The sequence below is a fragment of the Flavobacterium profundi genome, from assembly GCF_006491645.1.
In the GTDB taxonomy this organism is placed as follows: Bacteria; Bacteroidota; Bacteroidia; order Flavobacteriales; family Flavobacteriaceae; genus Flavobacterium; species Flavobacterium profundi.
Map to the genome: position 1 here is coordinate 24,636 of NZ_VDCZ01000019.1, position 20,769 is coordinate 45,404.

At 32.4% G+C, this 20,769-nt stretch carries 15 protein-coding genes; 7 read left to right on the forward strand and 8 right to left on the reverse strand.

The genetic code is table 11. The features are described from left to right. The first annotated feature begins 1 nt into the window (after position 1). The 4 genes from FHG05_RS17635 (at position 2) to FHG05_RS17650 (ending at position 6,469) form a co-directional block, all read left to right on the forward strand. Positions 2–409 (forward strand): hypothetical protein, encoded by a 408-nt coding sequence (locus FHG05_RS17635; protein ID WP_140999435.1) that lies wholly within the window; start codon positions 2–4, stop codon positions 407–409. 314 nt (positions 410–723) lie between these two features. Then, the gene (locus tag FHG05_RS17640; protein ID WP_140999436.1) at positions 724–1,068 is read left to right on the forward strand and encodes a GIY-YIG nuclease family protein; all 345 of its coding nucleotides are present in this window, start codon (positions 724–726) and stop codon (positions 1,066–1,068) included. Between the two features lie 199 nt (positions 1,069–1,267). Continuing rightward, a complete protein-coding gene (locus FHG05_RS17645; protein WP_140999437.1) occupies positions 1,268–4,063 on the forward strand; it encodes a GH92 family glycosyl hydrolase in 2,796 nt (931 codons plus the stop codon). 36 nt (positions 4,064–4,099) lie between these two features. Beyond that, a complete protein-coding gene (locus tag FHG05_RS17650) occupies positions 4,100–6,469 on the forward strand; it encodes an ATP-binding protein (protein ID WP_140999438.1) in 2,370 nt (789 codons plus the stop codon). Here the strand turns inward: FHG05_RS17650 and FHG05_RS17655 are convergent. The 4 genes from FHG05_RS17655 to FHG05_RS17670 all read right to left on the reverse strand — a co-directional run bounded on the left by FHG05_RS17655 (position 6,450) and on the right by FHG05_RS17670 (position 10,520). Further along, positions 6,450–7,772 (reverse strand): sigma-54-dependent transcriptional regulator, encoded by a 1,323-nt coding sequence (locus FHG05_RS17655; protein ID WP_140999439.1) that lies wholly within the window; start codon positions 7,770–7,772, stop codon positions 6,450–6,452. The genes FHG05_RS17650 and FHG05_RS17655 overlap by 20 nt on opposite strands. Before the next feature lie 111 nt (positions 7,773–7,883). Continuing rightward, the gene (locus FHG05_RS17660; RefSeq protein ID WP_140999440.1) at positions 7,884–8,180 is read right to left on the reverse strand and encodes a hypothetical protein; all 297 of its coding nucleotides are present in this window, start codon (positions 8,178–8,180) and stop codon (positions 7,884–7,886) included. Between the two features lie 194 nt (positions 8,181–8,374). Further along, positions 8,375–9,352, reverse strand: coding sequence for a TerC/Alx family metal homeostasis membrane protein (locus tag FHG05_RS17665; RefSeq protein WP_140999442.1), 978 nt, complete (start codon positions 9,350–9,352; stop codon positions 8,375–8,377). Positions 9,353–9,527: 175 nt separating this feature from the next. Beyond that, entirely contained in the window at positions 9,528–10,520 is a 993-nt protein-coding gene (locus tag FHG05_RS17670) for an NAD(P)H-dependent glycerol-3-phosphate dehydrogenase (RefSeq protein ID WP_140999443.1), read from the reverse strand. A gap of 264 nt (positions 10,521–10,784) precedes the next feature. Between FHG05_RS17670 and FHG05_RS17675 the strand changes: the two genes are divergently transcribed. Further along, positions 10,785–12,335, forward strand: coding sequence for a T9SS type A sorting domain-containing protein (locus FHG05_RS17675; protein WP_140999444.1), 1,551 nt, complete (start codon positions 10,785–10,787; stop codon positions 12,333–12,335). 10 nt (positions 12,336–12,345) lie between these two features. On the opposite strand, the gene FHG05_RS17680 is transcribed toward FHG05_RS17675, so the two are convergent. The 4 genes from FHG05_RS17680 to FHG05_RS17695 form a co-directional block, all read right to left on the reverse strand. Then, complete coding sequence (locus FHG05_RS17680; protein ID WP_140999446.1) at positions 12,346–13,443, reverse strand: trypsin-like peptidase domain-containing protein; 1,098 nt, start codon at positions 13,441–13,443, stop codon at positions 12,346–12,348. 6 nt (positions 13,444–13,449) lie between these two features. Further along, positions 13,450–14,616: a hypothetical protein gene (locus tag FHG05_RS17685; RefSeq protein ID WP_140999447.1), complete on the reverse strand. Its 1,167-nt coding sequence runs from the start codon at positions 14,614–14,616 to the stop codon at positions 13,450–13,452. Positions 14,617–14,797: 181 nt separating this feature from the next. Beyond that, the gene (locus FHG05_RS17690; protein ID WP_140999448.1) at positions 14,798–15,976 is read right to left on the reverse strand and encodes an iron-containing alcohol dehydrogenase; all 1,179 of its coding nucleotides are present in this window, start codon (positions 15,974–15,976) and stop codon (positions 14,798–14,800) included. Between the two features lie 7 nt (positions 15,977–15,983). Further along, complete coding sequence (locus tag FHG05_RS17695) at positions 15,984–16,769, reverse strand: type 1 glutamine amidotransferase domain-containing protein (RefSeq protein ID WP_181369194.1); 786 nt, start codon at positions 16,767–16,769, stop codon at positions 15,984–15,986. An 87-nt stretch (positions 16,770–16,856) separates the two neighbouring features. Between FHG05_RS17695 and FHG05_RS17700 the strand changes: the two genes are divergently transcribed. Next, positions 16,857–17,750 (forward strand): LysR family transcriptional regulator, encoded by an 894-nt coding sequence (locus tag FHG05_RS17700; protein WP_140999449.1) that lies wholly within the window; start codon positions 16,857–16,859, stop codon positions 17,748–17,750. Between the two features lie 129 nt (positions 17,751–17,879). Further along, complete coding sequence (locus FHG05_RS17705; RefSeq protein WP_140999450.1) at positions 17,880–20,618, forward strand: fibronectin type III domain-containing protein; 2,739 nt, start codon at positions 17,880–17,882, stop codon at positions 20,616–20,618. Positions 20,619–20,769 lie beyond the last annotated feature (151 nt).

Below are 20,769 nucleotides of genomic sequence, written 5' to 3' on the forward strand. Positions count from 1 at the left end.
AATGAAAAAAGATATAGTAATTCCAAAAGTAGAAAATGTACACATTGTTGCTATTCAAGAATGGAGCGACGATTTCCAAGAAAATTGTTGGTATGCCTATTTATTAAATGCTACTAATGAAACGCTAGAAATGGCAATGATTGTTTCTCGTGCTTACGGACTTATTAATGGAGAAAACAGAAATACCATGCAATTGCGTCATGCATTTGCTAAAGTAGAACCAAAATCAGCTGTAAAAATCGAATTTTTAGAAAACAATGTGTTACAATTGAACAACGAATTTATGTTGTCTTATTTTATTGGCAACCAAATGTTTGATAAAAAATTCATGTTTAAAGTAAACAGTATTAATGAAAGAGCTCAAACTGATTTACCTGTAATAGGGAAACGCGGTGTTATGGGTGTTTAGTTTTTATAGTGGTTCGTGCGGAGTCGCGAACATAAAAAAAGCTATTTGTATTAAGTTGTTACTAGGTTTCTTTACTTCTCAAAAAGATTAAGATTTTGAGGTTAAAGAATCCAGTTGCTTTTAAATGATTACTGTCAGTTCTAGCGGAGTTGAGAATTATTATTTAATATTCTCTTTTTATTATATTTTGCTTTGAACAGAAAGTAGATAGTGATTTCAAAATTAATCGACTTTGTCAGTTCGAGCGGAGTCGAGAACCTTATGAAAAGCAATTTGATTATTTATAATTTACCTTAAAAATAGAGCCTAAAAACATGAAATTTTATTATGTTTATATTCTAAAATGTTCAGATGACTCTTACTATGTAGGTTTTACATCAAATCTGAATAAAAGACTTTTGGAACATAATGGAGGCTTTCATAGAGATTCATATACATTTAAGAGGAGGCCAGTTGTATTAACTTGGTATCAAGAATTTTCAGAACCTAATCAGGCAATATATTTTGAAAAGAAAATCAAAAAATGGAGTAGAGCTAAGAAAGAAGCTTTAATTAATGATAATTTTGATTTATTACCTTTATTAGCAACATGTAAAAACGAAACTCATTTCAGAAATAAGGGTCTCGACTCCGCTCGACCTGACAAAGATGTTGAGTAATTATACGTATATAATAGAAGTTATTTTTACAAAAGACTAAATTATAAATTTAGAATTTACATATAATTATCTATTCTATAGCTTAATAGATTGTCGGTTCGAGTGGAGTCGAGAACCTAAAACAAATGAATTACTCCTACTAAAGTATTGCAATCTTCATAAAAATTCCTCAATTTTATAGTCTAATTTTAGCTTTAAAATGAGGAATTTTCTTTTGTCATTGTTTTTCTTTGTCAATCTTGCATGGTCACAAGATTATGCCAAACATGTTAATCCATTTATTGGAACTGGAGGTCACGGACATACTTTTCCTGGAGCCACAACACCTTATGGAATGGTACAATTATCTCCTGATACTCGAATCGATGGTAGTTGGGACGGTTGTTCAGGATATCATTATTCAGATAGTATCATTTATGGATTTTCACACACGCATTTGAATGGAACAGGCGTTTCCGATTATGGTGATATCCTATTAATGCCAACCATGGGCGAACCTTCCTTTGATAATAAAAGCTATTCTTCGGCTTTTTCGCATGCGAATGAAAAAGCTTCCGCAGGTTTTTACAGCGTAAAATTAGACAAACACAACATTGATGTTCGATTAACAGCTTCAACACGCGTAGGTTTTCATGAATATACGTTTAACAAAGCAGGTCAAGCCAATATTATTCTCGATTTACATCATAGAGATAAATTATTAGATGGAAAAATTCGTGTTATCGATAATAAAACTATTGAGATTTTAAGAAGAAGTGAGGCATGGGCACGAGATCAATATGTGTATGCTCGAATAGAATTTAATGTGCCTTTAGAAATGATTAAAGCTTTTGCTAGTTCAGAATATTTAGGAAATATTACAAAAGCTAGTTTCTCAAAAAAAGTCAAAAAAGGAGAAAAAATAGTAGTAAAAGTATCGCTTTCACCAACAGGATATGAAGGCGCAAAATTAAACAGTACGGAAATCAAACATTGGGATTTTGAAAAAGTCAAGAAAGACGCAGAACTACTTTGGAACAAAGAATTATATAAAATTGAAGTAACTTCAGATGATAAAGATAAGTTGGCCATTTTCTACACGGCTTTGTATCACACCATGATGCAACCGAATATTGCACAAGATATTGATGGGAAATATCGCGGTCGGGATAACCAAATCCATCAAGCGGAAGGTTTTGATTACTACACGGTTTTCTCTCTTTGGGATACCTTTAGAGGCGCACATCCATTGTACACCTTAATTGATAAAAAACGAACTGCGGATTACATTAATACGTTCATCAAGCAGTATGAACAAGGTGGTAGATTACCGGTTTGGGAATTGGCGTCAAATGAAACCGATTGTATGATTGGTTATCATTCGGTTTCAGTGATTGCGGATGCCATGGTAAAAGGCATCGAAGGTTTTGATTACGAAAAAGCCTTTGAAGCCAGTAAAGCTTCAGCTATGAGAGATGTTTTGGGCTTAGAAGCCTACAAAAAAAACGGATTTATTTCGATAGATGATGACCATGAAAGTGTTTCTAAAACCGTAGAATATGCTTATGACGATTGGTGTATTGCACAAATGGCTATGCTTTTAGATAAAAAAGAAGAGTATCAGTATTTCATGAAACGTTCTCAAAACTGGAAAAATTTGTTCGATTGGGAGATTGGCTTTATTCGACCAAAGAAAAATGGAGGTTGGGACAAACCTTTTGACCCTCGTGAAGTGAATAATAACTTTACCGAAGGTAATGCTTGGCAATACACGTTTTTCGTGCCACAAGATATTCAAGGAATGATTCATGCTTATGGCGGACCTGAAAAATTTGAAGCCAAATTAGACAAAATGTTCAACAGCGAAAGCAAAACCACGGGTCGCGAACAAGTGGATGTTACGGGTTTAATAGGGCAATATGCGCATGGAAACGAACCGAGTCATCATATGGCGTATTTGTACAATTATATTGGGAAACCCAAAAAAACAAAAGAAAAAGTCAAATACATTTTAGACAATTTTTACAAAAATGCTCCCGATGGTTTAATAGGAAATGAAGATTGCGGCCAAATGAGTGCTTGGTATGTGTTGAGTTCAATGGGTATTTATCAAGTGACACCAGGAATTCCAAAATGGGAAACAACAACTCCATATTTTAAAAGAATAAAATTCAATATTGACAATGAAAAGATTAATGAAATTAGTCAACTAACAACAGCTCAAGAATTAAATAGAATTGGTGGTTTTTATGAAGAAGCAATTAAGAGCAGTAACTATTCTAAATATTACAATATTATTCCAGTTCCCGTAATTCAAGCAGAAAGTAAATCTTTTAAAGACAAATTGAAGATTGAAATAAAATCTCAAAATTCAAATGATGAAATTTATTTTATAATTAATAATGAAGATGACTATTTGGCAAAGAAAGTGTTCGTTAAATACACAAAACCTTTTGAAATATTGCAGACTTCAACTGTAGAAGCTTATGTAAAAACGAATCAAGGACAAAGCAACACTATTTCCGCAACTTTCTTCAAAAAACCAAACAATTATACTATCGATATACAATCAAAATACAATCCGCAATATCACGCCGGTGGACCAGAAGGTTTGTTAGACGGTATTTTGGGTTCCGAAAATTGGAGAAAAGGTGATTGGCAAGGGTATCAATCTCAGGATTTTGAAGCGGTTATTGACTTACAAAAGGAAACAAAAATCAAAAAAATAAGTGCACATTTTCTACAAGACACTCGAGCATGGATTTTGATGCCAACCGAAGTGGAATTTTACACTTCAAATGATGGTAAAAATTTTATAAAAGCGGCTACAATACAGAATAGTGTAGATCCAAAAGAATATGAAGTGGTTTTGAAAGAATTTACGGCTTTGGTTCAAACCAAAGCTAAATATTTGAAAGTGGTTGCTAAAAACTTTGGAAAACTACCCGAATGGCATCAAGGACACCCTTATGATGGTGATGCTTTTATTTTTATTGATGAAATAACCGTCAATTAATTGCGTTTCAATAGTAGGTTTTAAATCCAACATTTTTTGGCACAAGAATCAAAATATACTTCTTTCAAGCTCTTGCTCAGTTATTTTTTATTGCTGGGCTTAATGGCTTTTGCCGTTTGGTATTTGTTGCATCAGCAATCGCAATTAAATCAATTGTTTAAATCGGATACCAATGATGAAAGTCAGTTGGTGTACACCGAATTAATTCGAGATTTATACGAAACTGACAATCGTTCCAGAATTGCGCTTCAAACCAAAAGCAAAAAGAATGTAAATGCCTTTTTAGAAAAAAATGATAAAATTATCTTGAAATTGGATAGTTTAAAAACTAAAGTATTGACTTTGGATACCCAAACTATTGATAGTTTAAAACAGTTTTTAGTCTATAAAAGGGAAAATGTTTTAGGTCTTTTAAAACTTCAAAACAAAACCAATACCGATTTACCCATTGAGCAAATCGTTTCTAAAATTGAAAATATTGAAAAAATCAAAGGGAAATTAAAAATCGAACATTTATTTAAAAATGCTAAAGATTTAAGTCCGTACGAAAAAAGAGTCGCACAAGATTACGTCGATTATTTGAATGAAAATGTTCCAAAAGACAGAAGCAATACGATTTCTATTCAAGAAGCCGATTCTATCCTTACCGCTTCCAAAATTATTTTGATAGAATCGCAAAAGAAAAGCAACGCGCAAACCATGGCAATTAAGAATAAGGAGGTGGAGTTGCTTAAAAACGAGTTGTTTATCGCTCAAAAATTATCGGATATTATTCTGAAATTAAGAGAAAAAATAACAGCCGAACAAGAAAAAATTAGAAAGACTAAGGTCGAAAATCAGCAAAAATCAGTGCAATTATTAACTATAGCTGCAATTGTTTGTTTGTTGTTAGTAGTATTCTTTTTTGTTTTATTATCAACCGATTTTCTTAAAAATAAGAATTATAGAGAAGAATTGGAATTGCAAAAGCAAAAAACAGAAGTCTTATTAGAATCGAGAGAGCAATTAATGGCTGCTGTAAGTCATGATATTAGAACGCCTTTGCAATCGGTTATAGGCTATAGTGCGCAATTGTTAGAAAGGGAAAATACGTTACAAAATAGGGAGAAACTTATCAAGATTAAATCAGCCACCCATTACATCGAGCAGTTGGTTTTGGATTTATTGGATTATGTACGAATGGAAAAAGGAAAGATTAAAGTCTTTTCTCAAGAGTTTGAATTGAATGAATTATTAGAAGAAACGGCTCAAAGTATTGCCGATTTACATCATGAGAAGCCTGTTGTTTTGCATTATGATATTCAGCAAACAGAAGGTCTTTTGTATTATAGTGACTACAATAAAATTAGGCAAATTTTGTATAATTTAATTGGAAACGCTTTTAAATTTACAACTGAAGGAAGTGTAACGATTCAGACCCAACTTCAAAATGAAACACTTACGATTGCCATAAAAGACACCGGTGCAGGTATTGCTTCGGATGCTTTTGAAAAAATATTTGAATCTTTTACCCAAGAAAATGATACCATTGAACTCTTATATGGAGGAACTGGCTTAGGGTTGTCTATTTGCAAGCGTTTGGTGCAATTATTAGACGGGAAAATCCATGTGGAAAGTCAGTTAGGCGAAGGTGCAATTTTTACAGTTACTTTACCATTTCAATCTGAACCTGAAAGAGAACAACAAGATGCCATTGATTTAAAAAGCATTGTATTATTAGATGATGATGCGTCTCAAATTGATTTAACAAAATCCTTATTAGAGCCTTATTTTGAAGAAATCTATACTTTTTCTTCTGGAAAAAAAGCATTAGACTTCTGTAGCAAACAACTGCCCTCAATTGTTTTAACTGATATTCAAATGCCTGAAATGGATGGGTATACTTTTGTGTCCCAATTGAAAGAATTACCAAATACAGAAAAGCTACCTGTTGTGTTTATCAGCGGACAAGTGCCAGATGAAAAAGAGTTTACTACAAAACTCTATCACGATTTTTTATTAAAACCATACACTCCGAACCAACTTTTAGCGCTTCTATCTAAAATAAGTGGTAATAAAATGAATCCTATTGTCGAAGAAGAAGGATCCTATGTGAAAATTTTAGAGCGGTACATTGGGAACCACCCAGAGGAAATTCAAAAATTTATAGCTAAATATACAAACGACCTCAATTTAGATATTCATAGTTTGAACGAAGCATATAACCATCAAGACTGGAATCAAGTGGCCATTATAAGCCATAAAATGCAAACCATGATTGGTCAATTGGAAGAAAAAGAATTGTTTGTGAGTTTGCAAACTTTGGAAATGCAAGCCAAAGAGAATGCAATTCTACTTCCCTTTGAAAACCTACTCCAAAAACTAAATCAGTTTAAAGAGAAACTGGTTACAAGTCATATTGCGTAATCTTGTTATACATTGTTTTTCTAGAAATTCCTAAAATTTCAGCAGCCCTACTTTTGTTACCATTGGTCATGGCTAAGGCATCTAGAATGGCTTTTTTCTCTGCTTCATCTCGCAAACCTAAATCAATAGACGGAATTGTAGCACTCGTTACTTCTTCAGGTAAATCGGCTATTGTTATAGTTCCGTCAGTAGCTAATAAAGTAGCTCTTTTAATGTAATTTTGTAATTCTCTTAAATTTCCAGGCCAATTGTATTGTTGTAGTATTTGTAAGGCTTCTTTAGAGATTGTCCTTACGGGTTTATTCAATTGATTGCTAGCTTTTTCTAAAAATAGTGAGGCAAATGCTTCAATATCTTCTTTTCGATCGCGTAAAGACGGAATTCCAATTGAAAATTCGTTGATTCTATGGTATAAATCTTCTCTAAAACTACCATTACTTACTGCTGTTTTTAAATCTTCATTTGTAGCACATATCAATCGAATGTTTATTTCAATTTCTTTGTTAGAACCAATGGGTTTAATTTTGCGTTCTTGAATAGCGCGAAGTAATAATACCTGATTTTCATAAGTTAAATTTCCAATCTCATCCAAAAATAAGGTACCACCTGAAGCCGCTTCAAAACAGCCTACTTTATCATTTATCGCTCCTGTAAACGAACCTTTAATGTGTCCGAAAAATTCACTGCCAGCAATATCTTTAGGAATAGCACCACAATCTACGGCTACAAATGGAGCATTGCTTCGATTACTTCTTTCATGTATCGTTTTAGCAGCTACTTCTTTACCCGTTCCGTTTTCTCCTGTAATTAAAACAGAAAGAGGAGTGGGTGCCACTAAATCGATATGTTTTTTCAATTTTATGGAAGCAATTCCTTTTCCCCAATAAAATTCAGATGGCATAGTGGTTGCCAGCTCTTTTTTTGAAATTACAACTTGTTTTTTATCAGTAGATATAATTTTCTGCAAGACCAATAAAGCTTCTTCTGGCACGAAAGGTTTTGAAATATAATCAGCTGCACCTGTTTTCATGGCTTTTACTGCAGTTTTTACATCTGCATAGGCGGTCATTAATACAAAAGGGATATCTTTATTTTGTGCTTTTATAATAGAAAGCAGTGCCAAACCATCTTGATCTGGTAAACGTAAATCGGAGAGGATGAGGTCGAATGTTTGATTTTCTAATTGTATAAGTGCTTCTTTTACAGAAAAAGTAGGCGTTGCGTCATAATTATTTCGCTTTAAAAACTGTAAAAGCATTTGGTTAAATGTAGTGTCGTCTTCAACAATTAATATCTTTGGCATTCTTTTTTTAAATAAAAATAGCGTTTTCTAGGTATATTCTTCTTAAAAATAATATAAAAAATGCTACCTCAAAAAGAGATAGCATTTTTGTAAAAGGAAAGTGAAATTATATTACTCCTTTTTCAACCAATTTCCGTTAGCATCAGCATAAACAGTTTGTGTAGCTTGACCAACTAGTAACTCTAACTTAAATTCTTTGCTTTCATTTACAAATGCTTTTTGAATTTTAGCATCTTTAAAATCTCTTTTTACAGCTTCTTGTACTGCATTTGGTAATTCTTCAGCAGGTAATTCTTTGTACTCTTCTTGAAGGATTACTTTTTGTACGGGAATAACATTTGTGTTTGTGTTTGCAAATGTTGTTAATGTTGCGAATGCGAATACGGCTGTTAAAACTACTTTTTTCATAACTTACTTTTTTAAAATTTAATTATTTATTAGTTGCTTAACTAATTGAAAAAAGTGTGCCAATACAAAAAAGAGTAGATCTATAAATGTTAAGTTTTTGTTTTTTAGATAGTTATGATTTTTTAGCTTTAAAAGAAATTGTGTAAAAACATTGAAATGTAACCGTTACCTGTGTAAAAAAGTGACGTTATCAACTAATCTTTACTAGGAAATAATAGGGACCAAAGCACTGAAATTAATAAAATACCACCTACTACACTTAAAGAAACTAAAGAAGAGATGTGATAAAAAGGTGCGATAATCATTTTAACTCCAATAAAAGCTAGTATAATGGCCAATCCATAATGTAAACGACTAAACATATACATAAAATTAGCGAGTAGGAAGTATAACGAACGCAATCCTAAAATGGCAAAAATATTGGAAGTATATAATATAAAAGGATCCTCTGGTGCAATGGCAAATATGGCAGGAATACTATCTACAGCAAATAATAAATCGGTAAATTCTATAATTACAAGAACAACTAATAAAGGTGTTGCCATTTTTACACCGTTTTGAATTGTAAAAAATTTGTCGCTATCAAATTTTGGGCTCACTTTAAAAAAGCGATGTACTAAGCGCGCTCCAGGGCTTTTTGAAAAATCTTGGTCACCATCATCAGAATTAGTACTAAACCAAGATTTTATTCCGGCTACTATAAGTACAATTCCAAAAATAGTGAGTAAATAATTTATAGTAACGGTTTGGCCAAATAATTCCATTTCAGGTAAATTAGTATAATGTAAAAGCCAAACCCCTGTAAAAATAAAAATAGCTCTAAAAACTAATGCTCCAATTACGCCCCAAAATAAAACCTTATGTTGTAGCTCTTTGCCTACATTAAAATAGCCAAATACTAAAATAAAAACAAATAAATTATCTACAGATAACGCCTTTTCAATCCAATAGGCTCCTTGAAACTGGGAAAATTTTTCAAAACCTAAATAGTAATAAATGATAGCACTGAAGCCCATGGATAAAGAAATCCATAAAATGGACCAATAGGCAGCTTCTCGACTGGTTATGGCATGACTTTTCTTGTTCAACACTCCTAAATCTAAAACTAACATTGCTAAAATGACAATGGTAAAAACAGCTATTATAACGGGATGTTGAATTAATGAATCCATGTTTTTATATTTTGGTTTGCGAATGTAAGTTTGATTTTTAACTCCAAGGGAAATCGGGATAACTATCTGATAATCAATTTTTTGTTTGTTCTGTTTTTTAAAACAAAAAAACCTATATTACTATAAATCAAGCATATAGGTTTATTTTTTTAATATTCTAATGAAAAGTTAAAATTTAATTTAATTTTTCAGTTAATTTTCTAAATTCAGATTTTGCCTCTTTCCCTTCATAAAGAACGCGATAAACAGCATCAATAATAGGTGTATCTGCCTTGTATTCTTTATTTAATAAATAGGCACTTTTTGCTGCATAATATCCTTCTGCTACCATACTCATTTCCATTTGAGCCGATTTCACAGTATATCCTTTGCCAATCATGTTCCCAAACATTCTATTTCTAGAGAATACAGAATAACCAGTTACCAATAAATCTCCTAAATATGCCGAATTATTAATGTTACGTTTCATTCGGTGTACTTTTCGAATAAATTTTTTCATTTCTCGAATGGCATTACTCATTAAAACGGCTTGAAAATTATCTCCATATCCTAAACCGTGAGCAATTCCTGCAGCAATAGAATAAATATTTTTCAGCACAGCAGCGTATTCGGTACCAATAATATCATCAGTTGTTTTGGCTTTGATATAATACGAACTTAAATTTTTAGCTACATATTTAGCCTTGGCGCGATCATTACACGCAATTGTTAAATACGATAAACGTTCCATAGCGACCTCTTCAGCATGACAAGGACCTGTAATGACACCAATATTATCAAAAGGGATATTGTATTTTGTATTAAAATGTTCCCCAACAATTAAACTCGATTCAGGAACAATACCTTTGATAGCTGAAAAAATTATTTTATCTGAAAGGGAAACAGTTAATTTTTCTAACTCAGCACTCAAAAAAGCAGATGGAATGGCAAATATGATATAATCTGCAAATGCTACTGCTTCATTAATATCATTGGTTAGAAATAATTTATTATTGTCAAACTCTACCGAACTTAAATAGTTTGGATTGTGTTTTTGATGTTTTATACATTCTAATGCATAAGTACTTCTCATGTACCATGCAATTTTTTCCTGATTTGCACATAACATCTTTGCAATAGCTGTTGCCCAACTTCCTCCTCCAATGACAGCAAATTTTGGTTTTTCCATTGATTATTATTTTAGGAAATCCAAAGGTAAAGAATTCCTTTTAATATATAAAATCCTTACAAACTAAGAATACATAAGGACTTTGTAACTTTAACATTTTTTTAATTTTTTCCATGCAATTTAATCTTGACCGAGTACGTTTTATAGATATATTTTTAAATAATTTGGGTTAAATTATTTAGTTTTTGGTTGGTTAGTTAAAAGCGTTCAAAATTGTATTTTGAACGCTTTTTTGTTTTACTTTTGTTTAGTTACAAGGGTGTTATGAAAATAAATTACATTTTATTTCTTATTTTTTTTAAAAGTCTACTTGCAATTGCTCAAGCACCTAATATTAGTTATCCTACACCTAATATTTTTTCTGTTAATGAAACAATTACTCCTCTTTTACCTACTAATGCAGGTGGATCAATTCCTAATGGTTATGGAATTATAACCTATGCAGGAACTGGTTTACAAGGAGACACGGTTGGTGATAGAACGACGGCTCAATTTAATTTCCCTACAACTGCAATTTTAGACCATAATAATGCGATTTTGGTTGTGGATAGAGGCAATCATAAAATAAAAAAAATTGATTCCAATGGCTTGGTTTCTAATTTAGTAGGGAGTGGAGTGATGGGTTCATTAGATGGCCCCGCTGAAATAGCGACTTTTAATTTCCCCTCAAGTATTGTAGAAGATTCCAATGGGAATTTATTTATATGTGATCAAAGCAATCACAAAATTAGAAAGGTTGATACAAATGGAATAGTTTCTACCTTTGCAGGAAGTGGTGTGGGTGGTTTTCAAGATGGAGTAGGTACTGCGGCAAAATTTTATTATCCAGATGAAATTACCATTGATAGTGAAGATAATATATACGTTGCAGATTATTATAATCATAGAATACGTAAAATTACTCCTTTGGGAGTAGTTTCAACACTTGCCGGAAGTGTAATTGGAAATTTAGATGGAATAGGTAGCCAAGCTAGATTTAATAGTCCAACTGGAGTTTGTTTAGATGGTTTGGGCAATATCATTGTTACAGATTATGGAAACCATAGGATTAAAAAAATACTTCCTTCGGGTCAAGTTATTACAATAGCGGGTAACGGTTCAGGAGATATAAATGGTGATGTAGCTGTTGCTAAATTTAAAAATCCAACAATTTCTACCATAGATGTATCAGGTACTCTTTTTGTAACAGATTATGGCAACAATAAAATCAAAATAATTGATACAACAGGAACTGTAAGTACTTTTTGCGGTTCGGGTGCATTAGGTGACCATGATGATGAGTTGCTTTTAGCCAAATTAAAAAACCCTTCTAGTATTGCAATTGACGAAACTGGAACCCTATATATAACAGATTATGGGAATCATAAAATAAAAAAGACCACGTATTATGATTTTAATTATACCATTTCTCCTAGTTTGCCTACAGGGTTAATTTTTAATAGCGCAACGGGAGCCATTTCGGGAACACCTGCAACTGTTAGTCCGCCCACAGATTATACGGTTACGATATCTAATACAGAAGGAACTAGTAGTTTTGTACTGAATATTGAAGTAGGTGCTTTAAGTACTACTGAATTTCAAAAGAATATAATTCAAATTTATCCAAATCCAATACAAGATTTTCTAAATGTTAAAGCGAAAAGCACCATAACAAAGGTTGAGATTTACACTCTTTTGGGTCAACTCATACAAAAAATGATTCCAAATCAAGAGGTGTTTCAAATTAATTTCTCTGAAATTGAGAAAGGTATTTACATTCTTAAATTGGAATCAAATTTTACAAATAGTACCATTCGTGTAGTAAAACAAGAATGAGGTTATTCTGTTATCTTCTTAAATCTTTTTTAGCGTAGGTAGACATCGGACAATTAAATTCATCTACTAAATAATCGTCCATTTCATCTGCTTTTAAAGCTAATTCTTTAATCTTGTCTTTTACATCATTCTGACTTACTTCATCTTTAAAAATATCAGATATATGAACACGATAAGAAATGAAAATGTTATTTTGATAAATGCCAAGTTTAAATGGTTTGTGATCACTAGAAATTAAATAGGTATATAAATCGAGTAAATTTTCTTTTGGAATGCTATTAATAGGTGAAGTCACATACAGATAATCTCTCTTATAAATAAAAATACGAATTTCAGAACTTCCTTGATGGTAATTCCAATATTCATAACCCGCTCTTGTTAGTATAGGATTGATGCCTAATTCTGAAATTGCTTGCTCAATAAAATTACTTAAATCTCCTAATTCTTCTTCCATAAACTCATCTTTTAATAATTGAGAACCACAATTATTACAATAATCAACAGGTTCATAAGTTAAGGCATGACAAGAAGGGCATTGTAACGAAAACTGATGGTTGGTATTCGAACTTACGCTTTCAATTGCGGCAATAATTTCTTTTACTGGGATAGCAAAACCCATATTGTCTGCATTGTTGAACTTGGAGGAATTAATTCCAACTAAAAATCCTTCTTCTGTAACCAATGGGCCTCCACTATTACCAGGATTAATAGCGGCATCCGTTTGTACAAAATGCTTTCCGTTCATGTGTTGTTCTGGATTGGAAATAATTCCTTCGGTAATCGTAAATGGCATTCCAAATGGATACCCCAAAGCATATACTTTTTGACGTGTAGCTAAAGTTAAGGAACTGTTGATTGAAAAAGAATCTTCAATAGTTAGAGGTGCTTCTGTTTTAAGAACGGCAATGTCAATGTCTGGATTAATAAGAATTACTTTTGCCAAAGTTCTATTTTGATTGGCATCTTCAATAGCTACTTTTTTATAGCCTTGTACTACATGATGATTGGTAATAATAATATCTTCATTTTTAAAATAAAAACCACTTCCTGTTGAAGATGAAGTAAGAATTTTAAAAGTAGCGTTTTTAAGATTATCTAATGTTTGCATAATTTCTTAGTTAAATAAATTGGAAAAAAAGCCTTTTTTCTTAGGTTGTTCCGATTGAAAAGGCAACTCTTGTTCGTTCATAATAGCGGTCATCCCTTTAAATAAGATGCTTGCCGCTTCTTTCCAAGGTTGATTCGCTGCTTGTTCAAGAGTAGTTTGTGTTTTTGTAGATACTTCTTTAGGAACCATATTGTAATACAACATGTCGTAAAAACTTAAAAGTAAGGTAAAGGTTGCACCAATTTGGTCTCCTTTATGAATTTCTTCGCTAGCAACTTTTAAAGTATGTTCTAAATTCTTCTTTAAATGCTCAATTTCACTTCTCGATTTGATAGGAATAAAAGTTTCGGCAATATAAAAATCTTCCAATAAGGCTTCTTTTGAAATGGCTTTTAAACTTTGTAAAAACTGTTTTCCTTTTTGAATTTTAATGGTAATAGAGTCTTGCGAGCTCAAATTAACAATTTCTCGCTCTACATCTGTTCGTAATTTCCCCTGAGGAGACATACAATAGTCTATTTTTTTTAGTGTTATATTAATTACATCCCAATTAAAATAACTCATTCGCTCTCTATCAAAATATTCAAAATAGTGCTCTGCTTCTGCAATTAATCGGTTAAATGTACTCCAAATGGTTTCTAATACTTCTGAGCTATAAGGAGTTATTTTAGGCTCATGTAAAGAGTCTACATCAAAAGCAGCTTTAAATTCGTCATCATAATTATCTGCTTTATGACAAATTTCTTCTAAAACATAATAGATTTTGTACGGTTCACACAAATGTAAAGGAGCTTCGTAATAAAAATCTAATTCGTCATTATTATAACGGATTTGAGCTAAATTTAAGGGTGAAAAGTTAATCTCTGCAATTCTTCTGAAAACAGGTATTTTATGTGTGTTCCCAACTTTTAAAAAAGGGGCTTTAATTTTTAATAAAGTGTCGGTTATTTCAATTTCAACCACAATAGATCCATGTGGAATTTTAAAGGAAGTCTCTCCAGCATTTCCATATTGCTTTCTTATATCGGTGTCGATATAATCTAAAAGAGTTAAAAATGACGCTTTGTACTGATCGGCTTTGTAAGCATCTAATGATTCTTTCCATTTTTCGACTTTTATCTTCGTCTCTAAGGAAGTCATCAAGGTTTTGTCAAAACTTAATGAATTTGTCATAATTATTTATTTGTTTGTTGTTTTTTAAAATAACTCGCATTCAAGAGCTTAAAACAAATATAAAAAATGACTGTCATTTAAAAATACTTAGAAATGAGTATTTTCTTTTTTTCAGTTGATAAGATAAAAAAGCCAGATGAACGGTTTACATCTGGCTTTTTTTGTAAAGAAATGAAATTGTTTAGTAACTCATTTCTACTATTTCTCTTACTTTTTCTGGAGTAATATTCTGTTTTTCACCCATAGCTTTCCAACCTCTCTCTTCAAATCGATTCACGATAAAGTCGGCTGTGTTTTCATAATTATCGGTGTTTTCTGAAATCTTAGTTTTCATTCCCATAGTATGGAAAAAAGCTACCGTTTTTTCAATCGCTTCTTCTGCAATCGCTTCAGTAGAATCTCCTGTAAGATTCCATACACGTTTACCATATTGGGCTAATTTTTCTTTTTTGGTGTCAAACATCACACGGTATAAATTGGGACCAATAATCGCCAAAGTACGAGCATGATCAATTTCATACAACGCTGTCAATTCATGTCCAATCATGTGAGTTGCCCAATCAGATGGCACTCCTTTTTGAATCAATCCATTCAATGCCATAGTGGCACTCCAAACAAAATTGGAGGCTAATTTATAATCGGATGGATTTTCTACTACATCTGGACCAATTTCTATTAAGGTTTGTAAAATACCTTCTGCAATTCGATCTTGAAGCATCGCATCATGAGGATAGGTTAAGTATTGTTCCATTACATGTGTAAAAGCATCAATGACTCCGTTTTGTAATTGTCTTTTTGGTAAAGAGGTAATAACGGTTGGGTCAACAATGGAAAAGACCGGGAATAAAGCACTTCCTCCCAATGTCAATTTCTCTTGTGTGGCTTCAATCGTAACCACGGCTCCTGAATTCATTTCGGAACCAGTAGCTGGTAATGTTAATACAGTTCCAAAAGGGATTACTTGTGAAACGTCTTTAAATAAAATGCGTTTTCTTAAGATATCTGCTGCATCGCCTTCATAATGTACGGCTGCTGAAATAAATTTCACGCCATCAATAACACTTCCCCCTCCTACAGCCAGAATAAATCCAATTTTTTCTTCTCTAATAACAGCAACGGCTTTCATTAAGGTTTCGTATCTTGGATTGGGTTCAATACCTCCAAATTCTACTATATGGTTAGCTTTAAATGATTTGGATAAAGCAGCTTTTACCTGATCATAAACACCGTTTTTAAAAATACTTCCCCCTCCATAGGCGATTAATATTTTGGTGTTTTCGGGAACTAAATTTTTTAATTTTTCTATTTGGCCTTTACCAAATACATAATTTACAGGGTTATATAATTCAAAATTTTGCATTTGTAACTTAATTTAATTGATGTAATAATTTTTGAGCGACTAATTTTGATGAAGCTGGGTTTTGTCCTGTAATTAACAAGCCGTCTTCCACAGCATAAGGTGCCCAATTGTCTCCTTTACTATAAATAGCACCATCTGCTTGTAAGGCATCTTCTAAAAGAAAAGGAACTACATCGGTTAAACCTACAGCTTCTTCTTCAGCATTGGTAAACCCGGTTACTTTTTTATCCTTTACTAAATAATCACCATTAACTTTTACATCTTTTAAAACCCCTGGAGCATGACAAACAAAAGCAATTGGTTTATTATTGGTATAAAAAGAAGTAATCAATTTTTGAGAAGTTTCACTAGACGCTAAATCCCAAAGCGGGCCATGGCCTCCTGGGTAAAAAACAGCGTCATAATCAGCTTGATTTACATCTTCCAATTTATGGGTATGTGCTAGTTTTTCTTGTAAGGCTTCGTCATTATCAAAACGTTTGGTGTCTTCGGTAGCATTTGAAGGATCCGAACTTCTTGGGTCAATTGGAGGTTGTCCTCCTTTTGGCGAAGCTAAAGTAATTTCCACTCCTTGATCGGCTAATTCATAATAAGGCGCAACAAATTCTTCAATCCAAAATCCTGTTTTTTCTCCAGTATTGCCTAAATCATCATGACTGGTCAATACAAATAATACTTTTTTCATAGTTTCTTTTTTTGTTGTTTGTACTGTTGATTCTTCTTGAGTTGTTGTTTCTTTTTCTTTACAACCCAAACTTAAAATTACCAATAAGGTAGCAAGTATATGTTTCATGTTTTTTAAATTTTTTATCAAAATTACAACTAAAATGGTATTAGTAAAAATAATTTAAATTATGTTTGTAATAAATAATTTTATATCATGGTCAACTTAGAATGGTATCGCACATTTAAATCAGTATATAAAAATGGCAATTTTTCCAACGCTGCCAAAGAACTTTTTATTAGCCAACCCGCAGTAAGTCAGCAAATCGCCATGTTAGAAGCACATGTTGGGTATAAACTATTCAACAGAAAATCCAAAGGAGTGGAACCTACAGAATATGCCAAACTACTCAATAATCTCATTATTGAAGCTTTGGATCGATTGGAAAATGTAGAAAACGGATTTCGTGAAAAGGCTTTCAACTCCAATCAATTGGTTTCTGTTGGTATCTCGAAACATTTGTTTTTAAGCATTGGGAACCAATTATTGTCGCATTTTGAATTTATCGATTTCACATTTGCCGAAAATGACGAATTATTTCAATTAGTAGATGCAAAAAAGGTGGATTTTGCAATAGTTACCAAGAAATTTGACACCTTCGATACCATTCAAAAAGAATTGGGTACCATGAAACAAATTATTGTTGCAAGCCCTGATTTAGATATAACTCTTTGTAAAAAGGAAATAGAAGTCGGAAACTATAGTGTCATTGAGCAATGGTTAAACCAACAAAAATGGTACAATTATGATGCACGTATTCCACATGTGAAATTATTTTGGTTACATGTTTTTGATAAAAAACGACCCACATTAATTTCAAATTATATCATTCCTTCTGAAAACGAATTGCTTACAGCATTATCTAGGAATACGGGTTTAGCAATCGTTTGGAATATCAATGCCAAAGCTTTTATAAACGAAGGTAATATTCAAATGCTTTGGGATAGTCCTAAAATGCCAAGTACTTCGGTATATGTGTTGTCTCGAAAAAATGATACGCTTAATGCAGCTTTAGATAAGGTTGTCAATGAAATAAAATCGTTCTTTTGATTTCAAGATTAACCTATACTTAACAATCTTATCAATTTTCTAATATAAGCTTTATTATTAAATAACTTTATAAAAACAACTAAGAAGAAGGATGGATTTAGTTTTGCAATAGCTTATAAACAAACTATTATGAAAAAAACTACTTTCTTATTCTTTTTCTTTATCACATTTTCAGGGTTCTCTCAAATAGTGTATCCTTATCTGCAAAATGTAACTCCAAATTCAATTTATGTAAGTTGGAAAACGGATGCTAATTCTGAAACAATTGTAGAATATGGTTTAGATGCCGCAAACTTAAATGTAACGTTAACGGGTAACACCAATATTTTTACCGATTCTGGTTATCCTGGAAATTACTACTATCATTCTGCTAAACTGACTAATTTAACGCCTAATACAAAATACTATTATAAAATCAGAACGGGTGCTAGCGAATCGGCAGTGTATTCTTTTAAGACATTGCCAAATCCTGGTGAAGCTGCTACTGCTGATGGTCATATTCGTTTCTTAATTATGGGTGATAATCAATTAAAAAATGAACCACGTTATGATTCGTTAGTGTCAGCTGCAAAGCGAAAGATTAAAGAAAAATGGGGAAATGCGCTATCTCCTGATGATAATATTGCCATGACTTTTATGGTGGGTGACCAAGTAGATGTTGGTACTTTAGACCATTATGAGCATGTACATTTTAAAAAGAATAGGGGTTTATCAGGTAATATTCCAATTCAAACTACAGTTGGTAATCACGAAACCTATGGTACTCTTGGAATGAATTCGTATTACAGTCATTTTTTTATGAGTGAACTGTCTTACCAAGGCATTTCTTCTAATACCGAAAATTATTATGCCCAACAAGCTGGGAATGTTTTGTTTATTAGTATGAGTTCAGAACATACAGGAGCCACTCAATATGCTTGGTTGCAACAAGTGCTTGCTGCAGCTGAAAATGACCCAACTGTTGATTGGATTTTTTCTTTGAGCCATCGTCCCTATCAAGCGGAGCAATATGTAGGAGATATATCTAATTGGGTAAGGCAAACCGCTGTACCCCTTTTAACTACTTCAGATAAATATATTATGCACATTGGAGCACACCATCATTTGTATCATAGAGGGCAATTAAAAAATGCTCCAGCTTATCAAATTATCTCTGGTGGAACAGCTTGGGATCAATATTGGTCAATGTCTACGGAACAAGATTTTGAAGATGTACAAAAAACAATCAGTAATTGGATGTACCAAATTGTTGATATCGACGTAATCAATGGGAAAATGGATGTGGAAAGCTATTCCATCGGAAGTATCTTTAGATGGAAAAACAACCAGTTGATGGATACTTTTCATCGCTACAAAAATAAAAATGCTCCTGAAAAACCAAGTATAACCAATGTTTTTTCACAACCTATCGAATTGCCAATCGTACTAGAAGGTAGCAACTTTGCAACTTCTGAAAACGAACTCTTAAATACATCTCAATTTCAAATTTCTAAGTTTAATGATTTCAATACGTTAGAGAAAGAATATTATCGCGATTATGAAAATCTATTCGGTAAATATGCTACGCAAACCGATTCTACCGTAAATATTAATTTAGGAGTGGATATAACCAAAATTAATGTTCTGTCTAATTCGTTAGATAATGGTACTCATTATGCCAGACTTCGCTATCGTGATCGAAATTTAGAATGGTCAGAATGGAGTGATGTGGTGCGTTTTGATGTCATTAATAGTAATGTTGCTAACCCTGAAATTACAATCGACAGCCCAACATTTACTTATGCAAATAACCAAGCCATCGCAGTGAATTATGTAAATGTACCAGCAGCAAATGACACTTGGATTGGTATATATAAAGAGGGTCAAACACCCGGTGGACCAGCTTCTCAAATGTGGCAATATACAAATGGTACGGCTACAGGGACGGCCAACTTTACTTCTGGATTAACTCAAAGTGGTCGTTATTTTGCAGCAGTCTTTGAAAATGATGGGTATACAGAAGTTGCTGATAGAGTCTATTTCTATGTGGGTGCTATTCCTGTTTTAACTTCTAATCTAGAAGAATATGCTGTAGGAGAAGAGGTTGTTATTTCGTTTACCAATGGGCCAAACCTTTCAAACGACTGGATAGGTATTTATAAGATGGGAATCGATGCAGGAGATGCACCTGCTGCTGCTTGGCAATATGTAACAACTATTAATGGTAGTAAAACCTTTAGTAATTTACCTAAAGGATACTACTATGCTCAGTATTATATTCAAGATAGCTATAATGCTATTGGAGAAAAAGTCTTTTTTAAAGTTGGTGATTTGGTAACGGAACTATGGATTGATAGTCCTGTCTATGATTTAGGAGAACAAATTAATGCGTCTTGGACAGATGCTCCAGGAATTGTAAAAGATTGGTTGGGTATTTATAATGAAGGAGACGATCCCAATAGTGATCCTTTAATAAGTTATCAGTATTTTAATGGTGTTGCTGAAGGTAGTGCAACCATAACTTCAGAAAATATGCCTTCTACAGCAGGTAATTATTATATAGTAATGTTTACTAATGATTCTTACAACGAAGTCTCTAATCGTGTTTCTTTTCAAATGATGGATACTTTGGATAAAGAGGCTTTTGCTATTGATAAAGGGATTAGTATGTTTCCTAATCCAACAAATAACCAAAATAAAACCATCTTACAATGTGATTATCCAATAGATGCTATCGAATTATTTGATTTACAAGGAAAATTATTATACAAAACCCATAATATTAACAACAATAAATATTCTTTAATCACTCAAGATTTGGCTAAAGGGGTGTATATCATAAAAATACATTCAAGAAAGCTATATACAGCTAAATTAGTTGTAGAATAATGGATTATAATTAATTTTTACATAAAAAAAGAGCCTAATCTAGACTGCACCCAAAAAGTTAGACAAATTTAAACTTAATTTTGATAATAATGAGCTCGATATTTTATCGGGCTCATTTTGTTTAGATTTGATTTAATTCTTTCGTTGTTAT